Origin of the sequence: Streptomyces sp. WZ.A104, from assembly GCF_002382885.1 — a bacterium.
In the GTDB taxonomy this organism is placed as follows: domain Bacteria; phylum Actinomycetota; class Actinomycetes; order Streptomycetales; family Streptomycetaceae; genus Streptomyces.
In genome coordinates this window covers 1-21,502 of record NZ_NWVL01000107.1, presented here as the reverse complement: position 1 = coordinate 21,502, position 21,502 = coordinate 1, and the positions used below count along the sequence as shown (strand labels likewise).

At 71.4% G+C, this 21,502-nt stretch carries 25 protein-coding genes; 18 read left to right on the top strand and 7 right to left on the bottom strand.

The window, feature by feature from the left end; all coding sequences use genetic code 11:
- Window positions 1–532, top strand: a 532-nt coding sequence (locus tag CIB93_RS34480; protein ID WP_179500345.1) for an amidohydrolase family protein, incomplete at its 5' end; no start/stop codon positions are given.
- Between the two features lie 65 nt (window positions 533–597).
- Here CIB93_RS34480 and CIB93_RS34475 read toward each other — a convergent pair.
- The 3 genes from CIB93_RS34475 to CIB93_RS34465 form a co-directional block, all read right to left on the bottom strand.
- Entirely contained in the window at window positions 598–1,584 is a 987-nt protein-coding gene (locus CIB93_RS34475; RefSeq protein WP_096632678.1) for a heme A synthase, read from the bottom strand.
- Window positions 1,585–1,662: 78 nt separating this feature from the next.
- On the bottom strand, window positions 1,663–2,430 hold the full coding sequence (locus tag CIB93_RS34470; RefSeq protein ID WP_096632676.1) for an ABC transporter permease: 768 nt from the start codon (window positions 2,428–2,430) through the stop codon (window positions 1,663–1,665).
- Entirely contained in the window at window positions 2,427–3,353 is a 927-nt protein-coding gene (locus CIB93_RS34465; protein ID WP_096632674.1) for an ABC transporter ATP-binding protein, read from the bottom strand. The genes CIB93_RS34470 and CIB93_RS34465 overlap by 4 nt, the downstream gene beginning before the upstream one ends.
- Window positions 3,354–3,489: 136 nt before the next feature.
- On the opposite strand from CIB93_RS34465, the gene CIB93_RS34460 reads away from it, so the two are divergent.
- From CIB93_RS34460 to CIB93_RS34420, 9 genes are all read left to right on the top strand, one after another.
- Window positions 3,490–4,233: a metalloregulator ArsR/SmtB family transcription factor gene (locus CIB93_RS34460; protein WP_096632672.1), complete on the top strand. Its 744-nt coding sequence runs from the start codon at window positions 3,490–3,492 to the stop codon at window positions 4,231–4,233.
- The gene (gene sufB / locus CIB93_RS34455; RefSeq protein WP_010070354.1) at window positions 4,230–5,651 is read left to right on the top strand and encodes a Fe-S cluster assembly protein SufB; all 1,422 of its coding nucleotides are present in this window, start codon (window positions 4,230–4,232) and stop codon (window positions 5,649–5,651) included. The genes CIB93_RS34460 and sufB overlap by 4 nt, the downstream gene beginning before the upstream one ends.
- 67 nt (window positions 5,652–5,718) lie before the next feature.
- Window positions 5,719–6,900, top strand: coding sequence for a Fe-S cluster assembly protein SufD (sufD, locus tag CIB93_RS34450; protein ID WP_096632670.1), 1,182 nt, complete (start codon window positions 5,719–5,721; stop codon window positions 6,898–6,900).
- The gene (locus CIB93_RS34445) at window positions 6,900–7,217 is read left to right on the top strand and encodes a bifunctional 3-phenylpropionate/cinnamic acid dioxygenase ferredoxin subunit (protein ID WP_014156911.1); all 318 of its coding nucleotides are present in this window, start codon (window positions 6,900–6,902) and stop codon (window positions 7,215–7,217) included. The genes sufD and CIB93_RS34445 overlap by 1 nt, the downstream gene beginning before the upstream one ends.
- Before the next feature lie 7 nt (window positions 7,218–7,224).
- On the top strand, window positions 7,225–7,989 hold the full coding sequence (gene sufC, locus CIB93_RS34440) for a Fe-S cluster assembly ATPase SufC (RefSeq protein WP_096632668.1): 765 nt from the start codon (window positions 7,225–7,227) through the stop codon (window positions 7,987–7,989).
- Complete coding sequence (locus CIB93_RS34435) at window positions 7,986–9,254, top strand: cysteine desulfurase (protein WP_096632666.1); 1,269 nt, start codon at window positions 7,986–7,988, stop codon at window positions 9,252–9,254. The genes sufC and CIB93_RS34435 overlap by 4 nt, the downstream gene beginning before the upstream one ends.
- 10 nt (window positions 9,255–9,264) lie before the next feature.
- Window positions 9,265–9,720, top strand: a complete 456-nt coding sequence (gene sufU, locus CIB93_RS34430; protein ID WP_096632664.1) for a Fe-S cluster assembly sulfur transfer protein SufU — start codon at window positions 9,265–9,267, stop codon at window positions 9,718–9,720.
- A complete protein-coding gene (locus tag CIB93_RS34425; RefSeq protein WP_003969897.1) occupies window positions 9,717–10,055 on the top strand; it encodes a metal-sulfur cluster assembly factor in 339 nt (112 codons plus the stop codon). Before sufU ends, CIB93_RS34425 begins: the two co-directional genes overlap by 4 nt.
- Before the next feature lie 55 nt (window positions 10,056–10,110).
- Complete coding sequence (locus tag CIB93_RS34420; protein WP_096632662.1) at window positions 10,111–10,476, top strand: VOC family protein; 366 nt, start codon at window positions 10,111–10,113, stop codon at window positions 10,474–10,476.
- 49 nt (window positions 10,477–10,525) lie between these two features.
- Here the strand turns inward: CIB93_RS34420 and CIB93_RS34415 are convergent, their stop codons facing one another.
- Window positions 10,526–11,515: a hypothetical protein gene (locus CIB93_RS34415; RefSeq protein WP_096632660.1), complete on the bottom strand. Its 990-nt coding sequence runs from the start codon at window positions 11,513–11,515 to the stop codon at window positions 10,526–10,528.
- A gap of 262 nt (window positions 11,516–11,777) precedes the next feature.
- On the opposite strand from CIB93_RS34415, the gene CIB93_RS34410 reads away from it, so the two are divergent.
- Together CIB93_RS34410 and CIB93_RS34405 are read left to right on the top strand one after the other, a co-directional pair.
- The gene (locus CIB93_RS34410) at window positions 11,778–12,104 is read left to right on the top strand and encodes a multidrug efflux SMR transporter (RefSeq protein ID WP_096632658.1); all 327 of its coding nucleotides are present in this window, start codon (window positions 11,778–11,780) and stop codon (window positions 12,102–12,104) included.
- Window positions 12,104–12,673 (top strand): TetR/AcrR family transcriptional regulator, encoded by a 570-nt coding sequence (locus CIB93_RS34405; protein ID WP_096632656.1) that lies wholly within the window; start codon window positions 12,104–12,106, stop codon window positions 12,671–12,673. Before CIB93_RS34410 ends, CIB93_RS34405 begins: the two co-directional genes overlap by 1 nt.
- Window positions 12,674–12,797: 124 nt before the next feature.
- On the opposite strand, the gene CIB93_RS34400 is transcribed toward CIB93_RS34405, so the two are convergent.
- On the bottom strand, window positions 12,798–13,679 hold the full coding sequence (locus CIB93_RS34400; protein ID WP_096632654.1) for a winged helix-turn-helix transcriptional regulator: 882 nt from the start codon (window positions 13,677–13,679) through the stop codon (window positions 12,798–12,800).
- Window positions 13,680–13,773: 94 nt separating this feature from the next.
- Here CIB93_RS34400 and CIB93_RS34395 point away from each other — a divergent pair, with 94 nt between their 5' ends.
- Together CIB93_RS34395 and dapD are read left to right on the top strand one after the other, a co-directional pair.
- The gene (locus CIB93_RS34395; RefSeq protein WP_096632652.1) at window positions 13,774–15,018 is read left to right on the top strand and encodes an MFS transporter; all 1,245 of its coding nucleotides are present in this window, start codon (window positions 13,774–13,776) and stop codon (window positions 15,016–15,018) included.
- A gap of 10 nt (window positions 15,019–15,028) precedes the next feature.
- Complete coding sequence (gene dapD / locus CIB93_RS34390) at window positions 15,029–16,027, top strand: 2,3,4,5-tetrahydropyridine-2,6-dicarboxylate N-succinyltransferase (protein ID WP_096632682.1); 999 nt, start codon at window positions 15,029–15,031, stop codon at window positions 16,025–16,027.
- An 18-nt stretch (window positions 16,028–16,045) separates the two neighbouring features.
- On the opposite strand, the gene CIB93_RS34385 is transcribed toward dapD, so the two are convergent.
- Window positions 16,046–16,927 (bottom strand): 4-hydroxy-tetrahydrodipicolinate synthase, encoded by an 882-nt coding sequence (locus CIB93_RS34385; RefSeq protein WP_096632680.1) that lies wholly within the window; start codon window positions 16,925–16,927, stop codon window positions 16,046–16,048.
- A 145-nt stretch (window positions 16,928–17,072) separates the two neighbouring features.
- Between CIB93_RS34385 and CIB93_RS34380 the strand changes: the two genes are divergently transcribed.
- The 4 genes from CIB93_RS34380 to CIB93_RS39335 all read left to right on the top strand — a co-directional run bounded on the left by CIB93_RS34380 (window position 17,073) and on the right by CIB93_RS39335 (window position 20,721).
- Entirely contained in the window at window positions 17,073–17,744 is a 672-nt protein-coding gene (locus CIB93_RS34380; protein ID WP_096632651.1) for a DUF4232 domain-containing protein, read from the top strand.
- Window positions 17,745–17,867: 123 nt separating this feature from the next.
- Window positions 17,868–18,593, top strand: a complete 726-nt coding sequence (locus CIB93_RS34375) for an antibiotic biosynthesis monooxygenase (protein ID WP_096632649.1) — start codon at window positions 17,868–17,870, stop codon at window positions 18,591–18,593.
- 101 nt (window positions 18,594–18,694) lie between these two features.
- Complete coding sequence (locus CIB93_RS34370) at window positions 18,695–20,170, top strand: hypothetical protein (RefSeq protein ID WP_096632647.1); 1,476 nt, start codon at window positions 18,695–18,697, stop codon at window positions 20,168–20,170.
- Between the two features lie 320 nt (window positions 20,171–20,490).
- Window positions 20,491–20,721 carry a hypothetical protein gene (locus CIB93_RS39335; RefSeq protein WP_003969918.1) on the top strand — a complete coding sequence of 77 codons (231 nt, stop codon included), beginning with the start codon at window positions 20,491–20,493 and terminating at the stop codon, window positions 20,719–20,721.
- Window positions 20,722–20,820: 99 nt separating this feature from the next.
- Here CIB93_RS39335 and CIB93_RS34365 read toward each other — a convergent pair.
- Window positions 20,821–21,502: TerD family protein (locus CIB93_RS34365; RefSeq protein WP_143660122.1), on the bottom strand; the 682-nt coding region annotated here is incomplete at its 5' end.

The window sequence follows — 21,502 nt, the reverse complement described above, 5'->3', positions numbered from 1 at the left end:
GGCCGCCCGCCGGGGCGCGGTGCTGCGGGGCGGCGGCCGCGGGGCGCCCGCCGAGCCGGAGCTGCTGGACCATCTGCGGTGGAGCGCGGTCGCCTGCGGGCTGCCGCTGCAACTGCGCCTGGGCGCCGGGGACCCGGCGTGCCTCGCGGACTTCGCCGCCGCGACCGAGGGCCACGGCTGCGACCTGGTCCTGCTGCACGGGTACCCGTACCACCGGCAGGCCGCCGCGCTGGCGGGCCGGCACCCGCACGTCTACGCCGACCTGGGGACCGTGCCGGCGCGGACCGGGGCGCGGGCCGCGGGCGTGCTGGCGGAGATCCTGGAGCTCGCGCCGTTCGGCAAGCTGCTGTTCTCCAGCGGGGCCCGGGGGTTGCCGGAGCTGCACCTGGTGGGCGCGCGGCAGTTCCGCGAGGCGCTGGGCCGGGTGCTGGGGGACTGGGTGGCGGACGGCGCGTGGACCCGGGGCGACGCGGCCCGGGTCGCCGCGATGATCGGGTCGGGAAACGCGCGCCGGGTGTACGGGCTGGGGTGAGGAGCCGTCATACGGGAGGGGGCGACGGGCACCCGGCCCGTCGCCCCCTCCCGTAGAGAGCTCTCTCAGACGGCTGTGGCCGTCGCCGTCTCCGGTCGCCCGGCGGACGGGCCGGGCAGTGGGGCGGGTGCCTCCTCGTCGCGCTCGCGCATGCTCATCACGAGGCGGATCACGGCGATCCACATGATGGCCGAGCCGAACATGTGGATGCCCACCAGGATCTCGGGGACCTCGGTGAAGTACTGGACGTACCCGATCGCGCCCTGGGCGAGCAGCACGACCAGCAGATCGCGGGCGCGGGCCCGGGTGTCGGCGGGCGCGTCCACCACCCGCAGGGCCAGCCACATGGCGATGGCCAGGGCGCAGACCACCCAGGCGGCGATGGCGTGCACATGGGCGGCCGCCGACCAGTCCCACGGCATGCGCGGTACGTCGCTGCTGTCGCCCGCGTGCTTGCCGGAACCGGTCACCGTGGTGCCGAGCACGATCAGGACCACCGTGGTCGCCACGATCGCCCAGGCAAGCCGTCGCACCGGCAGCGGCGCGCGCGGGCGCGGCGGTCCGTCGCCCTCGCCGACCCGCACCCAGGTGATCACCGTGACCGCGAGGAGGGCGTTGGCGAGCAGGAAGTGCCCGGCCACCGTCCACGGGTTGAGGCCCGCCCAGACCGTGATCCCGCCGAGGACCGCGTTCCCCAGCACGATCCAGAACTGTGACCAGGCCAGCCGGGTCAGCTTGCGGCGGCGCGGCTTGAGGCAGCTGACCGCGATGATCGCCCAGCCGACGGCCGCCGACAGGACGTAGGTCAGCATCCGGTTGCCGAACTCGATCGCGCCGTGCAGACCCTGTTCGGGCGTCGCGAACAGGCTGTCGTCGGTGCACTTGGGCCAGGTGTCGCAGCCGAGCCCCGAACCGGTCAGCCGGACCGCTCCGCCCGTGACGATGATGAAGACGCTCATCATGACGGCGGAGAGCGCTGCGCGCTTCACCACCCGGGTGGACGGCGTCCAGCGCTTGGCGATGAGGGAGATGGGGGTTTCCACGCGGACCATCGTAGGACGGGGCTTGTGCATGATTTCACGAGGGGTGGGTTCGTACCCGCTTGCCCGTGAAGGTCCCCGCTGCCGGCCCTACTCCCAGCGGAAGAACCTGGCCGCCGCGCCCAGCCCCAGCACCGCCCAGACCGCGAGGATTCCGGCCTGGGCCCACGGCATCGACGCGCCGTGCTGGAGGACGTCCCGCAGCCCCTCGGAGAGCGCCGAGATGGGGAGCAGCCCCAGCACCGACTGCACCGCGTCCGGGAACTTGTCCAGCGGCACGATCACCCCGCCGCCGACCAGCAGCAGCAGGAACACCAGGTTGGCGGCGGCGAGCGTCGCCTCGGCCTTCAGCGTTCCGGCCATCAGCAGCCCGAGCCCGGAGAACGCGGCGGTTCCCAGGACGAGGAGCAGCAGGACGGACAGCGGGTCGCCCGAGGGCGACCAGCCCAGCGCGAAGGCGATGGCCGTCAGCAGCACGATCTGGAGCACCTCTGTGACCAGCACCGACAGGGTCTTCGCGGTCATCAGCGCCCAGCGTGGCAGCGGCGAGGCCCCGAGCCGCTTGAGGACCCCGTAACGGCGCTCGAAGCCGGTGGCGATGGCCTGGCCGGTGAAGGCGGTGGACATCACGGCGAGAGCGAGGACGCCCGGGGCCAGGAAGTCGACCGACGCGCCCGAGCCGGTGTCCACGATGTCGACCGCGCTGAACAGCACGAGGAGCAGCGTCGGGATGATCACCGTCAGCAGCAGCTGCTCGCCGTTGCGCAGCAGCATCCGGGTCTCCAGCGCGGTCTGCGCGGCGATCATCCGGGGGAGCGGGGCGGCGCCGGGGCGCGGGGTGTACGTACCGGCGCTCATGCGCGCAGCTCCTTGCCGGTCAGTTCGAGGAAGACGTCCTCCAGGGTGTGCCGCTCGACGGAGATGCCCTCGGGCATCACGCCGTGCTGGGCGCACCAGGAGGTCACGGTGGCCAGCAGCTGCGGGTCGATGCTCCCGGTGATGCGGTACGTCCCCGGCAGCGGCTCGGCCGCCCCGGAGCCGTCGGGGAGCGCCTTGGCCAGCGAGCCGAGGTCGAGCCCGGGGCGGCCGGTGAAGCGCAGGGTGTTCTCCGCGCCGCCCCGGCAGAGCTGCTCGGGGCTGCCCTGCGCGATGACCCGGCCCGCGTCGATGATCGCGACGTCGTCGGCGAGGGCTTCGGCCTCGTCCATGAAGTGGGTGGTGAGCACCACGGAGACCCCGTCGGCGCGCAGCTCGCGCACCAGGTCCCAGGTGGAGCGGCGGGCCTGCGGGTCCAGGCCCGCCGTCGGCTCGTCCAGGAATACCAGCTCGGGCCGGCCGACGACCGCCATGGCCAGGGCGAGCCGCTGCTGCTGGCCGCCGGAGAGCCGCCGGTAGGTGGTGCGGCCGCAGGAGCCGAGGCCGAGGCGCTCGATCAGGGCGTCCACATCGAGGGGGTGGGCGTGCAGCTTCGCCATGTGGCGGAGCATCTCCTCGGCCCGGGCGCCGGAGTAGATCCCGCCGGACTGGAGCATCACCCCGATCCGGGGGCGCAGCCGCTCCGCCTCGGCGACCGGGTCGAGCCCGAGGACCCGTACGGTGCCGGCGTCGGGGCGGCGGTAGCCCTCGCAGGTCTCGATCGTGGTGGTCTTCCCGGCGCCGTTCGGGCCGAGCACGGCGGTCACCGCGGCGGCCGGGACCGCCAGATCGAGGCCGTTCACCGCGGTCTTCGTGCCGTACCGCTTCACCAGGCCGCTGACCTGTACGACGGGCTCGTTCTCCATGGCAAGGGAGTCTAGGCAGGGCCCGGCGGGGACCCCGCCCCGGGGCCAGATTAGGTAACCCTAAGTGACGAACCACACCGTAGATCGTTTCGGACCGTGGTTGTCAGGGTCGAACGAATTACGCAACAATGGTGTTGTGAAATACGACGGACGGGCTCCCCAGGAGGAACTCGCGACCGGAGAGCGCTCGACGCGCAACCGGGTCGCGCGCTCCATCCTGGACCACGGCCCGTCCACCGTCGCCGATCTCGCCAAGCGCGTAGGCCTCACCCAGGCCGCCGTCCGTCGCCACCTGGACGCCCTCGTCTCCGACGATGTCGTCGAAGCCCGTGAACAGCGGGTCTACGGAGCACGGACCCGCGGCAGGCCCGCCAAGGTGTTCGCCCTGACGGACTGCGGCCGGGACGCCTTCGACCAGTCCTACGACAAGCTGGCCGCCGACGCCCTGCGCTTCATCGCCGAGTCCGGGGGCGAAGACGCGATCATCGCCTTCGCCCGCGCCCGGATGGCCGCGACGGGCGAGGCGTACCGCGCCGCGGTCGAGGCGGCGGAGCCCGAGCGCCGTACGGAGGCGCTGGCCAGGGCCCTGACGGCCGACGGGTACGCTGCTACGGCGCGAAGCGCGCCCGGCCACCAGCAGGGCGAGCAGCTGTGCCAGCACCACTGCCCGGTGGCGCATGTCGCCGAGCAGTTCCCGCAGCTGTGCGAGGCGGAGACGGAGTTCTTCTCCAGCCTCCTCGGGACCCATGTGCAGCGCCTGGCCACCCTCGCCCACGGCGACGGCGTGTGCACGACATACGTGCCGCGCAGTGGCCACGCAGCACCCCCCAAGACCACCCATTCAGCATCTGCAAGCACGGCCGGGAGGAACCCCGCATGACGCTCCCCACGGAGACTGCCCACCCTGAGCTCGAGGGTCTGGGCACGTACGAATTCGGCTGGGCCGACTCCGACGCGGCAGGCGCGGCGGCGAAGCGCGGTCTGTCCGAGGCTGTCGTCCGCGACATCTCGGAGAAGAAGAACGAGCCCGAGTGGATGCTGAAGCTGCGGCTCAAGGGCCTCAGGCTCTTCGACAAGAAGCCGATGCCCAGCTGGGGCTCGGACCTGTCGGGCATCGACTTCGACAACATCAAGTACTTCGTGCGGTCCACGGAGAAGCAGGCGGCCTCCTGGGAGGACCTGCCCGAGGACATCAAGAACACGTACGACAAGCTCGGCATCCCCGAGGCGGAGAAGCAGCGCCTCGTCGCCGGTGTCGCCGCGCAGTACGAGTCCGAGGTCGTCTACCACCAGATCCGCGAGGACCTGGAGGAGCAGGGCGTCATCTTCCTGGACACCGACACCGCGCTGAAGGAGCACCCGGAGCTCTTCAAGGAGTACTTCGGCACCGTCATCCCGGTCGGCGACAACAAGTTCGCCTCGCTGAACACGGCCGTGTGGTCCGGCGGATCGTTCATCTACGTCCCCAAGGGCGTCCACGTGGACATCCCGCTCCAGGCCTACTTCCGTATCAACACGGAGAACATGGGCCAGTTCGAGCGGACGCTGATCATCGTCGACGAGGACGCCTACGTCCACTACGTCGAGGGCTGCACCGCCCCGATCTACTCCTCGGACTCTCTGCACAGCGCCGTGGTCGAGATCATCGTGAAGAAGGGCGGCCGCTGCCGCTACACGACCATCCAGAACTGGTCGAACAACGTCTACAACCTGGTGACCAAGCGGGCCGTGGCCTACGAGGGCGCGACCATGGAGTGGGTCGACGGCAACATCGGCTCCAAGGTCACCATGAAGTACCCCGCCGTCTACCTGATGGGCGAGCACGCCAAGGGCGAGACCCTGTCCATCGCCTTCGCGGGCGAGGGCCAGCACCAGGACGCCGGCGCCAAGATGGTCCACATGGCCCCGAACACCTCCTCCAACATCGTCTCCAAGTCGGTGGCGCGAGGCGGCGGCCGTACGTCCTACCGCGGTCTGATCGAGATCGGCGAGGGCGCGCCGGGCGCGAAGTCCAACGTCCTCTGCGACGCTCTGCTGGTCGACACGATCTCGCGTTCCGACACCTACCCCTACGTCGACGTCCGCGAGGACGACGTGTCGATGGGCCACGAGGCGACCGTCTCCAAGGTCTCCGAGGACCAGCTCTTCTACCTCATGAGCCGCGGACTCACGGAGTTCGAGGCCATGGCGATGATCGTGCGCGGCTTCGTCGAGCCGATCGCGAAGGAGCTGCCCATGGAGTACGCCCTGGAGCTGAACCGGCTGATCGAGCTGCAGATGGAGGGTTCGGTCGGCTAGGTCCCGTTCGGACCTGCCCCCACCGAACCACCCCTTCTTGACTGAGAAAGCGAGCACTACGACAGCCATGGCTGAGGCTCAGAACATCCCGGCGGGCTCCACCACCGCCGGTTCCATCGCGGTCGCCGCCGAGTCGACCGTCGCCACCCGTATGAGCGCACCCCCGTCCTTCGACGTCGCGGACTTCCCCGTCCCGCACGGCCGCGAGGAGGAGTGGCGCTTCACCCCGCTGGAGCGGCTGCGCGGGCTGCACGACGGCACCGCCGTCGCGAACGGCGGCGGCGTGAAGGTCGCGATCGAGGCCCCCGAGGGCGTCACCGTCGAGACCGTCGGCCGCGACGACTCCCGGCTCGGCAAGGCCGGTACGCCGGTCGACCGGGTCGCCGCCCAGGCGTACAGCTCCTTCGAGCAGGCCTCGGTCGTCACGGTCGCCAAGGAGGCCGTGCTCACCGAGCCGATCCGGATCGCCGTGCACGGCGAGGGCGGCATCGCCTACGGCCACCAGGTCATCGAGCTGGGCGCCTTCGCCGAGGCCGTCGTCGTCATCGACCACACCGGTGACGCGGTGCTCGCCGCCAACGTCGACTACGTACTGGGCGACGGCGCGAAGCTGACCGTCGTCTCCGTCCAGGACTGGGACGACACCGCCGTCCACGTCGGCCAGCACAACGCGCTGGTCGGCCGGGACGCCTCCTTCAAGTCGATCGTCGTCACCTTCGGCGGCGACGTGGTCCGGCTGCACCCCCGGGTCGCCTACGCGGCCACCGGCGGCGAAGCGGAGCTCTTCGGTCTGTACTTCACCGACAAGGGCCAGCACCAGGAGCACCGCCTCCTGGTCGACCACAACACCCCGCACTGCAAGTCCAACGCGGTGTACAAGGGCGCCCTCCAGGGCGACGGCGCGCACGCCGTCTGGATCGGCGACGTCCTCATCCAGGCCGCGGCCGAGGGCACCGACACCTACGAGATGAACCGGAACCTCGTCCTCACCGACGGCGCCCGGGTCGACTCCGTGCCCAACCTGGAGATCGAGACCGGCGAGATCGTCGGGGCCGGACACGCCTCGGCGACCGGCCGCTTCGACGACGAGCAGCTCTTCTACCTCCAGTCCCGCGGTATCCCGGCCGAGGAGGCCCGCCGCCTGGTCGTGCGCGGCTTCTTCGCCGAGCTGGTCCAGCAGATCGGCCTGCCGGACGTGGAAGCGCGTCTGCTCGACAAGATCGAGACCGAGCTGAAGGCGTCCGTCTGATGGCCTTCGTCAAAGCCTGTGCGCTGAGTGAGCTGGAGGACGACACCCCCAAGCGGGTGGAGCTCGACGGCACACCGGTCTCCGTCGTCCGCACCGAGGGCGAGGTGTTCGCGATCAACGACATCTGCTCGCACGCGAACGTCTCCCTCTCGGAGGGCGAGGTGGAGGACTGCGCGATCGAGTGCTGGCTGCACGGATCGTCGTTCGACCTCCGCACCGGCAAGCCGTCCGGCCTTCCCGCGACGCGCCCCGTCCCCGTATACCCCGTAAAGATCGAAGGGGACGATGTGCTCGTCTCCGTCACCCAGGAGTCCTGAGTCACCCATGGCAACGCTTGAAATCCGCGACCTGCACGTCACCGTCGAGGCCGACAACGCCACGAAGGAGATCCTCAAGGGCGTCGACCTGACCGTGAAGCAGGGCGAGACCCACGCCATCATGGGCCCCAACGGGTCCGGCAAGTCCACCCTCGCGTACTCGCTGGCGGGTCACCCCAAGTACACGATCACCAGCGGCTCGGTCACCCTGGACGGCGAGGACGTCCTGGAGATGTCCGTCGACGAGCGGGCCCGCGCCGGCCTGTTCCTCGCCATGCAGTACCCGGTCGAGATCCCCGGTGTCTCGGTCTCCAACTTCCTGCGCACCTCCGCCACCGCCGTCCGCGGCGAGGCCCCCAAGCTCCGTACGTGGGTCAAGGAGGTCAAGGAGACGATGGCCGGGCTCCAGATGGACCCGTCCTTCGCCGAGCGCAACGTCAACGAGGGCTTCTCCGGCGGTGAGAAGAAGCGCCACGAGATCCTTCAGCTGGAGCTCCTCAAGCCGAAGATCGCCGTCCTGGACGAGACCGACTCCGGCCTCGACGTCGACGCGCTCAAGACCGTCTCCGAGGGCGTCAACCGCGTCCGGGCGACCGGTGAGGTCGGCACCCTGCTGATCACCCACTACACCCGCATCCTGAAGTACATCCAGCCCGACTTCGTGCACGTCTTCGCGGGCGGCCGGATCGCGGCCTCCGGCGGCGCCGAGCTCGCCGACCAGCTGGAGAACGAGGGCTACGAGGCATACACGAAGGGTGGCGCTTCCGCGTGACTGACGCCCGACAGGGGCTCACCGGCCTCCTCGACACCGAGGCGATCCGCAAGGACTTCCCGCTCCTGGACCGCACGGTCCACGACGGCAAGAAGATCGTTTACCTGGATTCCGCGGCGACCTCGCAGAAGCCGCGCCAGGTCCTCGACGCGCTCAACACGTACTACGAGCGCCACAACGCGAACGTGCACCGCGGCGTCTACACGATCGCCGAGGAGGCCACCGCGCTGTACGAGGGCGCCCGCGACAAGGTCGCAGCCTTCATCAACGCACCCAGCCGTGACGAGGTGATCTTCACGAAGAACGCCTCCGAGTCGCTGAACCTCGTGGCGAACATGCTCGGCTGGGCGGATGAGCCCTATCGGGTGGACCGCGACACCGAGATCGTCACCACGGAGATGGAGCACCACTCCAACATCGTGCCGTGGCAGCTGCTCGCTCAGCGCACCGGCGCGAAGCTGAAGTGGTTCGGCATCACCGACGAGGGCCGCCTCGACCTGTCCAACATCGACGAGATCATCACCGAGAAGACGAAGATCGTCTCCTTCACGCTGGTCTCCAACATCCTGGGCACGGTCAACCCGGTCGAGCAGATCATCCGCCGCGCCCAGCAGGTCGGCGCGCTGGTCTGCATCGACGCCTCGCAGGCGGCCCCGCACATGGTGCTCGACGTGCAGGCCCTCCAGGCCGACTTCGTGGCCTTCACCGGCCACAAGATGGTCGGCCCGACGGGCATCGGCGTGCTGTGGGGACGGCAGGAGCTCCTGGAGGACCTGCCTCCATTCCTCGGCGGCGGCGAGATGATCGAGACCGTGTCGATGCACTCGTCGACGTATGCTCCGGCGCCGCACAAGTTCGAGGCCGGTACGCCCCCGATCGCCCAGGCCGTCGGCCTCGGTGCGGCCGTGGACTACCTCTCGGCGATCGGCATGGAGAAGATCTACCAGCATGAGAAGGCGATCACCGAGTACGCGGTGAAGCGCCTCCTGGAGGTCCCGGATCTGCGGATCATCGGTCCGGCGACGGCCGAGGACCGCGGGGCGACGATTTCCTTCACGCTCGGCGACATCCACCCGCACGACGTGGGCCAGGTCCTCGACGAGCTGGGCATCGCCGTCCGGGTCGGCCACCACTGCGCGCGGCCGGTCTGCCTGCGGTACGGAATTCCCGCGACGACGCGAGCGTCGTTCTATCTGTACTCCACGCCCGCCGAGGTCGACGCCCTGGTGGACGGTCTGGAGCACGTCCGGAACTTCTTCGGCTGAGGGCTGACTGGTGAAGCTTGATTCCATGTACCAGGAAGTGATCCTGGACCACTACAAGCACCCCCACGGGCGTGGCCTGCGGGACGGCGACGCCGAGGTGCACCACGTCAACCCGACGTGCGGTGACGAGATCACGCTCCGGGTGAAGTACGACGGCGAGACCATCGCCGACGTGAGCTACGAGGGCCAGGGCTGCTCCATCAGCCAGGCCAGCGCCTCCGTGCTGAACGAGCTGCTCGTCGGCAAGGAGCTGTCCCAGGCGCAGAAGATCCAGGACACCTTCCTGGAGCTGATGCAGTCCAAGGGCCAGCTGGAGCCGGACGACGCGATGGAGGAGGTGCTGGAGGACGCCGTCGCGTTCGCCGGCGTCTCCAAGTACCCCGCCCGGGTCAAGTGCGCGCTGCTGAGCTGGATGGCGTGGAAGGACGCGACGGCCAAGGCGCTGTCCGAAGGGAAGACCGCATGAGCGACAACGAGACCGCGACCATGAAGCCGGCCTCCGAGGAGGAGGTCCGCGAGGCGCTGTACGACGTCGTCGACCCCGAGCTGGGCATCGACGTCGTCAACCTGGGCCTGATCTACGGCATCCACGTCGACGACGCCAACATCGCCACCCTCGACATGACCCTGACGTCCGCGGCCTGCCCGCTGACCGATGTCATCGAGGACCAGGCGAAGTCCGCCACCGACGGCATCGTCAACGAGCTCCGGATCAACTGGGTCTGGATGCCGCCGTGGGGCCCGGACAAGATCACCGACGACGGACGCGAGCAGCTCCGCGCGCTGGGGTTCAACGTCTGACGCGTCCCCGGACAGCAGTGGTGAACGGCCATACCCGCCAGGCATACTGGCGGGTATGGCCGTTCGCTTGTACCACCTCGCCGTCGATGCCCACGATCTGCCGCTCCTGGCCCGTTTCTGGAGCGCGGTGCTGGACTGGAAGGTGCTCTTCGAGGACGAGGAAGAGATCGTCATCGGCGCGGACGAGACCGCGTTCCCGGGGATGTGCTTCCTGCCCGTGCCGGAGGGGAAGACGGTCAAGAACCGGCTGCACATCGATCTGACTCCGGACGACCGGGACGCCGAGGTCGAGCGGATCATCGCGCTCGGCGCCCGGCGGGTGGACGTCGGCCAGGGGCCGGACAGCACCTGGGTGGTGCTGGCCGACCCGGAGGGCAACGAGTTCTGTGTGCTGCGCCCGAAGCGGACGCTGACCGACTGAGAAACGGCTGAGAGAGGCCCGCCCTGGGCGTTGTCCGGAAGGACACGACCTACGCGTGGGCGGGCGGCGGCGGGCCGTACTGCTCGGGCAGGGTCAGCGCCGCCGCCTCGGCCAGGACCGGGCCCAGGTTCTCGGCGCGCATCCGGCGGTCCACGTAGAGCAGGCCGACCACCAGCGGCGGGAAGACCGCCGAGAACAGCTGGGCGATCATCTGGCTGATCAGGGACAGCGCCATGAGGCCGCCGAACAGTGCGATGAGCTCCCCGCCGCTCGGGTCGGAGTCGACGTCGGCGGGGTCGAAGATGCCGGGGAGCATGCCGAGCATCTGGAACGGCATCTGGATCATGTAGCCGATCATGGACGCCAGCGTGTAGGCGAGCAGCGTGACGCCGAAGACCCGCCACCAGCTGTCCCGCACCAGCTGGGCGGAGCGGCGCAGGGCCGCGACCGGGCGCTGGCCCTCGAAGACCACGACGGTCGGGGCGAGGGCGAACTTCACCCAGAGCCAGACCGCCACCGGACCGACGGCCAGTGCGCCCGCGATGCCGAACCACATCAGCGGCAGGATGCCGTCCGCGTCGCCCAGGGAGATGGCGTAGATCATCAGCCCGAAGACGCCGGCCATGGCGAGCACCAACGGGACGCTCACGATGAGCCCGACCAGGAACACCGTGCCGATCATCGCCCAGGCTCGCGACCAGGCGCGGCTCCACACCGCGCCGAAGCGGATCGGGCGGCCGAGGACCGCCTCCTGGAGGACCACCGGAACCGCCGCCTGTACGACGGCCGACGCCAGCAGGTACACGATGACCCCGATCACCATGAGCACCCCGAACGCGATGCCGAACGGGATCAGTTCCGCCGTGTCGGGGGAGCCCGCCGATTCGGACGTCAGCTCGTCCCAGTTGGCCGCCATGGCGGCCAACGCGACGGCCACCGCCGCACCCATCACGAGCGCCGCCGCGCCGAACAGCGTGAGCGCCACCCCGATCAGCGGTTTCCAGTAGCGCCCCAGCGTCGAGAAGGCGCCGCTGAGCATGTCGGAGATCCTCAGCGGCGCCAGGGGTATCACCCCCGGCTTGGGCGGCGCGGCCCATCCGCCGTCCCATCCGCCCGGTCCCTGCGCTCCCCCGTGGAAGGGTCCCCCACCGTGAGGCGCGCCCCCGTAAGGACCGCCGCCCCACCCTGCATCCTGCGCCACTGCGTCTCCGCTCCGTCGATCGTCGGTCGGGACACGGTAGCGTCCCGGCGCGATCCGATGATATGTACGGGCGTACGCAACATTGTGTACTGTCGTACACATGGGATACGCATACGGACTGCTCGCCGCGGCCATCGCCGCGGAGGTGGCCGGGACGACGGCCATGAAGTACAGCGAGGGCTTCACCCGGCTCTGGCCCTCGATCGGCACCGCGGTGGGCTATCTCATCGCGTTCACCCTGCTCGCGCAGACCCTCAAGACGCTGTCCGTGGGCACCGCGTACGCGATCTGGGCCGGCGTCGGCACCGCGGCCGTCGCCCTCATCGGCATCCTCTTCCTGGGGGAGTCCAGCAGCCTCGTCAAAATCACGGGCGTCGCCCTGATCGTCGCCGGGGTCGTCGTGCTCAACGTCGGAGGGGCCCACTGATGGCCCGGCGGTACGACCCCGACCGGCGGACGCGCATCATCGACGCGGCGCTCGCCGTGATGGCGGCCGACGGTATAGCCGGGCTGAGTCATCGCACGGTCGCCGCCGAGGCCGATGTGCCGCTGGGCTCGACCACGTACCACTTCCGCTCGCTCGACGAGCTCCTGATCGCCGCCCTGCGCCGCTGCAACGAGACCTTCGCCCAGGCGCTGCGCGGCAGCGAGGTCCTCGCCGCGCCTCCCGCGACGGGCGCGGCCGCACCCGTCGCCGGTCTCGCGGACGAGCTGACCCGGCTGCTGGGCCAGTGGTTCGCGGGTGAACGCGGGGCGATCGAGCTGGAGTACGAGCTGTATCTCGCGGCCCTGCGGCGCCCCGCGCTGCGCCCGGTCGCCGCCGAGTGGACCGAGGCCGCCGTCGAGGTGCTGTCCCGGCGCACCGACCCGGAGACCGCGCGGGCGCTGGTCGCGCTGATGGACGGCATCTGCCTCCAGGTGCTGCTGACCGGGGGCAGCTTCGACGCGGACCACACCCGGGAGATGCTGGCGCGCGTGGCCGACGGGCGGGAGTGAGGGGCCGTCAGGGCCTGTCGTCGCATGCCCGCCCGCCGGGCGCGACGGGCCCTGGGGCCCGCGCGGGCCAGTACCGTGACGGGCCGACCGCTGTCGCGGCCGCGGGGCTCGCCGTCCGCCCCGCTCAGTCCGCCGCGCGCCCCCGTACCGCCTCCAGCGCCGCCCGTACGCTCGCCTCGATGTCCGTGATCGGGTACAGCACCTCGCGGATCGTCCGGTCCCGGTCCACCACCAGCGTCAGTCGCTTGAGCCTGCTCACCCCCGCCGCCCGGAACGTCGGCAGCCGCAGCGCCGCCGTCAGCGCCAGATCCGCGTCCGAGAGCAGCGGGAAGCGCAGCCCCTCCTTCTCCGCGAACGCGCGCTGCTCGTCCGGGCGCTGCACGGATACCCCGTGCACGGTCGCGCCCGCCGCGGTGAACTCCGCCAACTGGTCGCGGTACGTGCACGATTCGAGGGTGCAGCCGCTCGCCCCCGGGATTCCCGCCCAGCCCGGCGGATAGGCGTCGCGGTGGGCGTAGGCGCTGGGGAAGCAGTACAGAACGGTGCAGGGGGTGTCGGCGACCGGGTCGCGCGGCTGCCCGTCGTTCCCCGTCAGCAGCAGCTCCGGCAGCCGCGTCCCCCTCAGCCCCCGCACCCGGGCAGCCTCCCGCGAGGCCTCCGCCGTCGTCGCCATCGCTTCCCCTTCTCCCAGTACCCAGGTGTCGCCCCAGTCCTGGAGGGCGATCAGTACGGGCAGCAGCGCCCGGCCGCGCGGGGTGAGGCGGTACTCGTACCGGACCGGGCGGTCCTGGTACGGCTCCCGCGTGAGCACCCCCGCGTCGACCAGCAGCCGCAGCCGCTCGGTCAGCACCTTGCGCGAGACGCCCAGCTCCTGCTGGAGCGCGTCGAACCGGTGCACCCCGCGCGCGGTGTCCCGCACGATCAGCAGGGTCCACCAGTCGCCCACGACGTCGAGGGCCTGCGCGATCGAGCAGTCGGCGTCGGCCAGGCTGGTGCGCTGGGGCATGGTCGTCCCTCCAGTAGCGGGTTGACCTTGATGGAATCATGCTGCCATAGTCCGTTCCCTTAGGGAACTCACTGGCTCACGGGGGTGGCGGGGCATGGGCATGGTGCGCGGAGTGCCGCGAACGGTACGGCTGCTGGCGCTCGGGGCGTTCTTCAACGCCGTCGTCAGCTTCACTTTCGTCTATCTCTTCGTCTACCTCGTCGGGCCGCGCGGCCTGACCGTCACCCAGGCCGGAGCCATCAGCGGTATCGGCGGCATCGGCCTGGTCGCCGGGAACTTCACCGGCGGCTGGTTCGGCGACCGCTTCGGCCACCGCCGCGCCCTGCTCGCCGGGGCCTGTGTCAGCGGGGCGGCGCTCCTCGTCCTGCCCGCGCTGCCGGTCACCGCGCTGTACGCGGTGCTCCCCGTCGCCCAGTACGCGGCGGGCGTCGTCCGCGCGGCCAACGCGGCCCTCGTCGCGGTCTCCGTCCCCGAGGGCGGCAGCCGCCGCCAGAGCTTCGCCCTCACCCGCTTCGCGAGCAACGGGGGCTTCGCCGTCGGACCGCCGCTCGGCGCCCTGGTCGCCACCCGGTTCTCGTACGACTGGCTCTTCGTCGCCGACGGAATCGGCACCCTGATCTTCGCCGCCTACGCCTCACGGATCCTGCCCGCCCGCGGCAGCGCCCACTCCGCACCCGCCCATGACCCCGACGCGCCGGGCATCTGGCGGGAACTGCGGGCCAGGCCCGCCGTGCTCGTACTGCTCGCCGCGATCGTCTGCGTCGACCTCGTCTACCGCCAGCAGTATGCGATCCTGCCGGTCTTCCTGGCCGACCACGGGCACACCACCCAGCTCTACGGCTGGCTGCTCGCCATCAATGGCGGGGTGATCCTCTGCCTCGAACTCCCCGCGGCCCACGTCCTGCGCAAACGCTCCCCGCTCGGCACCGTCGGCGTCGGACTGCTCCTCGTCGGACTCGGCTACGCGATCCTGATCCCCGGCGCGGGCGTGCTCTTCGCCGTCACGATGATGCTGTCGCTGACCCTCGGCGAGATCCTCTACAAGACCCCCGCCACCGCCTACGTCGCCGACCGGGCCCCCGCCCACGCGCAGGGCCGCTTCCAGAGTCTGTACGCCGGGGCCTCCATCAGCGGCCAGGTGCTCGCCCCGCCGCTGGGGGCCGCCCTGTACACGGCCGCGCCCGCGCTGCTCTGGCCGGTCTGTGCCCTGCTCGCGGCGGGTGCGGGGGCCGCGGTGCTGGCGGCGAGGCGGCTGCCGGGGCCCGGGGGGCGGGTGCGCCCGGTCCTGCGGCGGCCGGAAGCTGAGACCGGTTCGCCCGAGCGGGCCCCGGCCGGTTAGGTTGCTGTTCATGACCGACACGACTTCCCAGGGTTCTGCCCGTACCACCGGCGCCGTCGCCGCCGGCCTCGCCACCCTCGCCGGTGACGGCACCGTCCTCGACACCTGGTTCCCCGCCCCCGAGCTGACCTCGGACCCCGGCCCCGCCGGTACGCAGCGGCTCACCCCGGACGAAGCCGTGAACCGCCTCGGTGAGGGTGCCGCCAGGGCCATCGGCGTGGACGCCCGGCGCGGGGTCGAGGTCGTCGCCGTCTCCACGGTCATCTCCTCGCTGGAGGACAAGCCGCTCGACGCCCACGACGCCTACCTGCGCCTGCACCTGCTCTCGCACCGGCTCGTCCAGCCGCACGGCCAGAACCTCGACGGGCTCTTCGGCCTGCTGTCCAACGTCGCCTGGACCTCGCTCGGCCCGGTCGCCGTCGACGACCTGGAGCGGGTGCGGCTCAACGCCCGCGCCGAGGGCCTCCACCTCCAGGTCACCTCGGTCGACAAGTTCCCGCGGATGACGGACTACGTCGCTCCCAAGGGCGTACGCATCGCGGACGCCGACCGTGTGCGGCTCGGCGCGCACCTCGCCGCCGGGACCACCGTCATGCACGAGGGCTTCGTCAACTTCAACGCGGGCACGCTCGGCACCTCCATGGTCGAGGGACGGATCTCCGCGGGCGTCGTCATCGGCGACGGCTCGGACATCGGGGGCGGCGCCTCCACCATGGGCACCCTCTCCGGCGGCGGCAACGTCCGCATCGTCATCGGTGAGCGCTGCCTGGTCGGCGCGGAGGCGGGCGTCGGGATCGCGCTCGGCGACGAGTGCGTCGTCGAGGCCGGTCTGTACGTCACCGCCGGCACCCGCGTCACGCTGCCGGACGGCCAGATCGTCAAGGCCCGCGAGCTCTCCGGTGCCTCGAACATCCTCTTCCGCCGCAACTCGGTCACCGGCGCCGTCGAGGCCCGCCCGAACAACGCGGTGTGGGGCGGGCTGAACGAGGTCCTGCACGCCCACAACTGACCTGCTCACCAGGCCTTCCTAGGCCGCGAGGAGCTCCTCGTACGCCGCCCGCAGCCCGTCGGTCGCCCCGCGCCCGGCGGGCTGTAGCGGTTCCCGGACCGGCCCCGCGTCCAGAAGCGCCTTCGCGGTGACGGTCCCGGGCAGCCCGCTCGCCATCATCAGCTCGACGAGCCGGGCCGTGAGCCCGTTCAGCCGGGCCGCCTCGTCGGTGCGGCCCGCGTCGAACGCGTCCAGCGGCGCCCGCATCTGACGCGGGGCCACGTTCGCGACCGTACTGACGTAACCCGCGCCGCCCACCGCGTACAGCGGGAGGTTCAGCTCCTCGCTGCCCGAGTAGTACGCCAGTGAGGTGCGGGCGATCACCTTCGTCGAGCCGAGCAGGTCGTAGGAGCAGTCCTTCACCGCCACGACACGCGGGTGCCCGGCGAGCCGCAGCAGGGTGTCCGGCTCGATCCTGACGCCGGTGCGGCCGGGGATGTCGTACAGCATCAGCGGCAGCCCGGTGGACTCGGCCACGCGCAGGACGTACGCCTCGATCGCGGCCTGCGGCGGACGGCTGTAGTACGGGGCGACCACCAGCAGCCCGTCCGCGCCCGCCTCCTCGGCCTCCCACGCGAGCCGCACGGTGTGCGCGGTGTCCGGACCGCCGACGCCGGAGAGCAGCGGCATCCCGTCGCCGACCTCCGCGCGGACGGCCCGCAGCAGGGCGGACTTCTCGGCGTCCGTCGTGGTGGGGGACTCCCCGGTGGTCCCGCTGAGGACGATCCCGTCGCAGCCCTGTGCCACCAGCCGCGCGGCGTGCGCGCGGGCGGCGTCCTGATCCAGGGCGCCGGTGGCGGTGAAGGGCGTGATCATGGCGCAGAGGGTGCGACCGAAGGGGCGCGGTGCGGTGGCGGTCATGTCCGAAGTGTCGACTCCGGCAACCATGAAGGTCTACTTAGATCTCCTTGGTGCAATAGGCAAGGAGAGCTGAACAGTCCTTACGGCCCCCGCCCTCTGCCATGATCGAACGCACAGACGACGGCTGCGGCGAGGGGCGGACACCATGGGCGAGCGCGCACGGATACGGAGACGGGCCTCGGCCGTCCTGCCCGCGGCGGCGCTCCTGACGCTGACCGGCTGCTCAGGCTTCCTCGTCCCGGCAGGCGAGGGCGAACCCGACCCCACCCCGTCCGCCTCCGCGTCCCGCCAGGGCGGCGTCCATGCCGAGACGCTGCCCCCGACTCCCGCCCCGGGAGCGGACGCGCCGGGCCGGGGCGCCCCGGCCGGGACCGCCCCGACGTCCGCCCCGCCCGGCAGGTGCCCCGCCTCCGGGGCCGTCGTGGACATGGGCCCGGTGGAGACCGCGATGATGCACCGGGCCGTCGTCCTCACCCTCACCAACTGCGGCCGCAAGCCGTACGCGGTCGACGGCTACCCCTGGGTCCAGGCCCTCGGCGAGGACGGCCGCCCCCTCCCCGTCAAGGTCAACGAGGACGGCTCGCACTTCGGCAGCGACCCCGGCCCCAGGAAGCTTCTCCTGGACCCCGGGCTCACCGTGAAGTCGATCCTCGCCTGGGTCTCCACCCCCGAGGGCGGCGACCTCATCGAGGGCGACGCCCTGGCCATCTCCGCCGCCCCCGGCCTCCCCGTGCGGGTCTTCCCGCTGGAGGGCCACGACATCCGGCTGATGGACGAACTCAACACGACGGCCTGGCGCACCGAACTCACGAGCTGAGGCGGGAACTTCGGCGGGCGCGCGTCCGCAGGGCCGAAGCGCCTTGACCTCAAGGTGACTTGAGGTGTGACGGTGGGGGCAGTGCCGCAGCGCAGAGCCGCGGCGGGAGAGGGGAGCACCGCCATGACCACCGTCAAGGCCACGCGCATCACCGACCGGCCCGACCTGTCCCGGGCCGACGCCCGGATCGCCAAGGCCAGCACCTGGAACGTCGGTACGCCGCAGCGGCAGCGAGAGGCCGTCGACGCCATCCGGAAGACCTGGGAGAGCCGGGACTGGCCGCACCCCGGGCTGCTCTCCTACAGCGTCTACGCGGGGGAGGACGGCGCGACCCTGCTGCACTACTCCCAGTGGACCGGCGAACAGGCCTACGAGGACTTCGTGCGGAACAACCGTGACGCCCGCAACGCCGAGATCGACGCCGCCGTCCCCGGCATCGAGCGCGTCGCCCTCCACACGTACGAGCTCTACCGCTCCGGGCGCCGGGCCGAGGGCGACACCAGGGAGCCGGGGTGCGTCGTCATCGTGGACGTCGAGTTCGACGGGCCGGACCCGGCCCGGCAACGCGACTGGGCGGACGCGGTGTTCGAGGCGCTCGGCGACGACATCCGGACTCCCGAGGGCGGCATCGCCGCGCACTTCCACGTCAGCACCGACGGCACCCGGGTCCTCAACTACGCCGAGTGGGAGACCGCCGAGCACCACATCGCGGCCCTGGCCGCACCCGGCGACGGCGTCGGCTCCCCGTCGCCGCTGTGGGAACGCGTCCAGAAGTACCCGGGTGTGACCGGCGGAGGCGTGAACCGCTACACCCCCGCGCTCAGTCTGGAGCCGGGCGCGGGCGCGTAGAAGCGCGCCGGGCGGCGGACGGCCAAATGCGTCTAGGCTTGGGCGGCTGAACCGCGTACGCACTCCGTATGCCCCCGAGCACGCACCGAGGAGAACCCCCGATGTCCGCAGAGCGCCCCTCCCTGCCGCCGGTGCGGCTGAACCCCGAGGCCGAACTGGCACGGGACGCGCTCGCCGCTCCGCTGTTCGTCCGTGCCGTCCGGCTCGCCCGCTGGGCCGGGCCGGACACCCGTGTCGGCGCCGGCGGCGAGCTCGTCGAGGCGCAGCTCCCCGCCGCCGCCGAACACCTCGGACTTCCGGCCGACGAGGACGGTGCCGCATACGCCAGTGAGGCCTGGCGGCTCGCCGTGGACACCGGGCTCCTCGACGTCACCGACCCCGAGGAGGAGGGCGCCGAGGACGGCGACGGTGAGGGCACTGTCGCCGCGGGGGAGAATCTGGCGCTGCTCACCGGCGGTTCCCCGCAGGACGTCCTCGGCATCTGGCTCGACGGGCTGGACGCCGTGCACGCCGATGCCACCGCGCCCGTCCTGGACGACTTCGCCGATCTCGTCGGCGAGGACGGCTCCATCGACTTCGACGCCCTGGACTGGGACCCGGAGGCCGAGGCGGAGTTCCTCGACGGCGTCCTCGGCAACCTCTACCTGCTCACCCTCGCGGACAACGGCGCGGGCGACGGGCCGGTGCCGCTGCCCGCCCTCGCCGCGTCGATGATCGTCCCCGACGACATGGGCGAGCCCACCGACGACATCCTGGAGCAGGTGTCGGAGGCGATGATGCGCCTCGACGACCAGTTCCGGCTGCTCGAACCCATCGGGATCGTCGAGTACCGGCCGGTGGACGAGGCGTTGATGGTCGAGGAGGGCGACGCGCCGGTGGACGCCGCCGGGGCCGACGAGGAGGACGTCACCCGGTACGGCATGGTCAAGCTCACCCCCCTCGGCCTCTACGGCATCCGGGCCCGGATGCTGGAGGCCGGGGTCGACGCCCCCGCCGTCGGCGACCTCGCGGGCAAGGGCGCCGACGTCCTCCTCGACGGCATCGCCCACTACCCGGAGTCCGCCGCCCGCGCCGAGGTCAAGCTCTGGCTCGCGGGGTACGGCCCCGAGGGCGCGGTATCGGCCGCCGCCGAGCTGCTGGCCGCCGCACGCGGCACGGACGAGGGCGCCCCGCTGCGCCGCCTCCACTGCCAGCAGGCCCTCGCCCTGGCCGGGCCCGAGGCGGAGCCCGCCGTACGCGCGGTGCTGGGCGACCCCGAGCTGGGCGGCCTGGCCCGCGTCTGGCTCGCGGAGCGGGGTGCGGCCGATGTCCCCGCCCCGCCGGAGGCCATGATCTTCTGGCTGGCCATCGACACCATCGCCGCCCAGCTGGACACGGACGGCGAACTGGACGAGCTCCAGGGTCTGGTCGAGGGGCTCGCCGCGCAGCACAGCGGCTTCTTCGACGAGGTCTGGCGCGTCGACCACCCGGCCACCGCCGACGTCCTGGAGGCCATGGGGCGGCTGCACAGCGACAAGAAGGCCGCCAAGGAGGCCCGGAAGGCCGCCTTCAAGGCCCGCTCGCGCGCGGGCGGCTAGGACGGGGCGCACCCGCGCGCGCGACGCCCCGGGACGCCGGGGCGTCGCCGCGTTGGCAGCCGCGTTGATCGTCGGGTCGACCGCCGGTTCAACCGTGGTCCGCCGGTTCGACCGTGGTCCGCCGGGGAGGGGAAACGCCACACGTTCGGGGGGCTTTTCGACCCGGCGCCCCGCCTCTGCGCTCCGCCTGATTCCGCTGCTGGGAGCGGCAGCAAGCGCTGACCGGACCCGGTGAGCGCGGATTACGAATGCGGTACGTCTAGGACCCCGGAAGCGGGCGGGCATGGCGTCGGGCCTTCGCAGGGCGCATACTCGACGTAATGAAACAGTCAGCCGGATCCCGGCGTCACCTGCCTTCCAGTCCCTTCAACCGCCCGGCCCAGGAGGCCCCACCGGTCGAATGCTTCGATGTGGGCGACAGGGTGTCGCACGACCAGTTCGGGCTCGGCAGGATTCTTGCTGTCGAGGGCGACAACGACGCAGTCCTCATCGACTTCTCGGGGCGACAGGGAAGGATCCTGAGCCCGTACTCCAAGCTGACCAAGCTCTGAGTCGCGAGACGAGCGCGAGCAGCCGCTGCCCTCTTCGGATCCGGGGCGCCTGAATCACTTCAGGCGCCCCGGACTCCGTTGGAGCGGAGGGAGCAGGTGCTAGAGGGCCTGGGCGGCGGGCTTCACCATGCCTCGCACCGTCCGCGACTTCACGAAATCGCCCATCGCGGTCATTTCCCACTCACCGGTGAACTGCTTGATGAGCTTGGCCATCATCACGCCCGTCTGCGGCTCGGCGCCGGTCAGGTCGAAGCGGACCAGCTCCTCGCCCGTCGCGTCGTCGAGCAGACGGCAGTAGGCCTTGGCGACCTCGTTGAACTTCTGGCCGGTGAACGAATTCACCGTGAAGACCAGGCCCGTCGCCTCGGCGGGGAGCCGGCCCAGGTCCACGACGATCGTCTCGTCGTCGCCCGCGCCCTCACCGGTGAGGTTGTCGCCGGAGTGCTTGACCGCCCCGTTCAGAATGGTGAGGCGGCCGAAGTAGCAGCTGTCCAGGTGGTTGCGGCTGGGGCCGTAGGCGATCACCGACGCGTCCAGGTCGATGTCCTTGCCCCGGAACGCGGGCTCCCAGCCCAGGCCCATCCTGACCCGCGAGAGCAGCGGTGCGCCGCCCTTGACCAGTGACACCGTCTGGTTCTTCTGGAGGTTGACCCGGCCCTTGTCCAGGTTGATCTTCCCGGTGCCCATGGGCGCGGCGGGCGCCACCGGGGGAGCCGGGGGCGCGGGCGGCGCGATGCGCGGGTCGACGGGGGCGGCGACCGGCGCGGGCGGGGCGGCGGCC

Bases quoted from the DNA above. Each gene is read 5' to 3' on its own strand.
- CIB93_RS34475 (WP_096632678.1), bottom strand. From the start codon at position 1,584: ATGGTCCGCGTGGAAACCCCCATCTCCCTCATCGCCAAGCGCTGGACG.
- CIB93_RS34470 (WP_096632676.1), bottom strand. From the start codon at position 2,430: ATGAGCGCCGGTACGTACACCCCGCGCCCCGGCGCCGCCCCGCTCCCC.
- CIB93_RS34465 (WP_096632674.1), bottom strand. From the start codon at position 3,353: ATGGAGAACGAGCCCGTCGTACAGGTCAGCGGCCTGGTGAAGCGGTAC.
- sufB (WP_010070354.1), top strand. From the start codon at position 4,230: ATGACGCTCCCCACGGAGACTGCCCACCCTGAGCTCGAGGGTCTGGGC.
- sufD (WP_096632670.1), top strand. From the start codon at position 5,719: ATGGCTGAGGCTCAGAACATCCCGGCGGGCTCCACCACCGCCGGTTCC.
- CIB93_RS34445 (WP_014156911.1), top strand. From the start codon at position 6,900: ATGGCCTTCGTCAAAGCCTGTGCGCTGAGTGAGCTGGAGGACGACACC.
- sufC (WP_096632668.1), top strand. From the start codon at position 7,225: ATGGCAACGCTTGAAATCCGCGACCTGCACGTCACCGTCGAGGCCGAC.
- CIB93_RS34425 (WP_003969897.1), top strand. From the start codon at position 9,717: ATGAGCGACAACGAGACCGCGACCATGAAGCCGGCCTCCGAGGAGGAG.
- CIB93_RS34420 (WP_096632662.1), top strand. From the start codon at position 10,111: ATGGCCGTTCGCTTGTACCACCTCGCCGTCGATGCCCACGATCTGCCG.
- CIB93_RS34415 (WP_096632660.1), bottom strand. From the start codon at position 11,515: ATGCTCAGCGGCGCCTTCTCGACGCTGGGGCGCTACTGGAAACCGCTG.
- CIB93_RS34410 (WP_096632658.1), top strand. From the start codon at position 11,778: ATGGGATACGCATACGGACTGCTCGCCGCGGCCATCGCCGCGGAGGTG.
- CIB93_RS34405 (WP_096632656.1), top strand. From the start codon at position 12,104: ATGGCCCGGCGGTACGACCCCGACCGGCGGACGCGCATCATCGACGCG.
- CIB93_RS34400 (WP_096632654.1), bottom strand. From the start codon at position 13,679: ATGCCCCAGCGCACCAGCCTGGCCGACGCCGACTGCTCGATCGCGCAG.
- CIB93_RS34395 (WP_096632652.1), top strand. From the start codon at position 13,774: ATGGGCATGGTGCGCGGAGTGCCGCGAACGGTACGGCTGCTGGCGCTC.
- dapD (WP_096632682.1), top strand. From the start codon at position 15,029: ATGACCGACACGACTTCCCAGGGTTCTGCCCGTACCACCGGCGCCGTC.
- CIB93_RS34385 (WP_096632680.1), bottom strand. From the start codon at position 16,927: ATGACCGCCACCGCACCGCGCCCCTTCGGTCGCACCCTCTGCGCCATG.
- CIB93_RS34380 (WP_096632651.1), top strand. From the start codon at position 17,073: ATGGGCGAGCGCGCACGGATACGGAGACGGGCCTCGGCCGTCCTGCCC.
- CIB93_RS34375 (WP_096632649.1), top strand. From the start codon at position 17,868: ATGACCACCGTCAAGGCCACGCGCATCACCGACCGGCCCGACCTGTCC.
- CIB93_RS34370 (WP_096632647.1), top strand. From the start codon at position 18,695: ATGTCCGCAGAGCGCCCCTCCCTGCCGCCGGTGCGGCTGAACCCCGAG.
- CIB93_RS39335 (WP_003969918.1), top strand. From the start codon at position 20,491: ATGAAACAGTCAGCCGGATCCCGGCGTCACCTGCCTTCCAGTCCCTTC.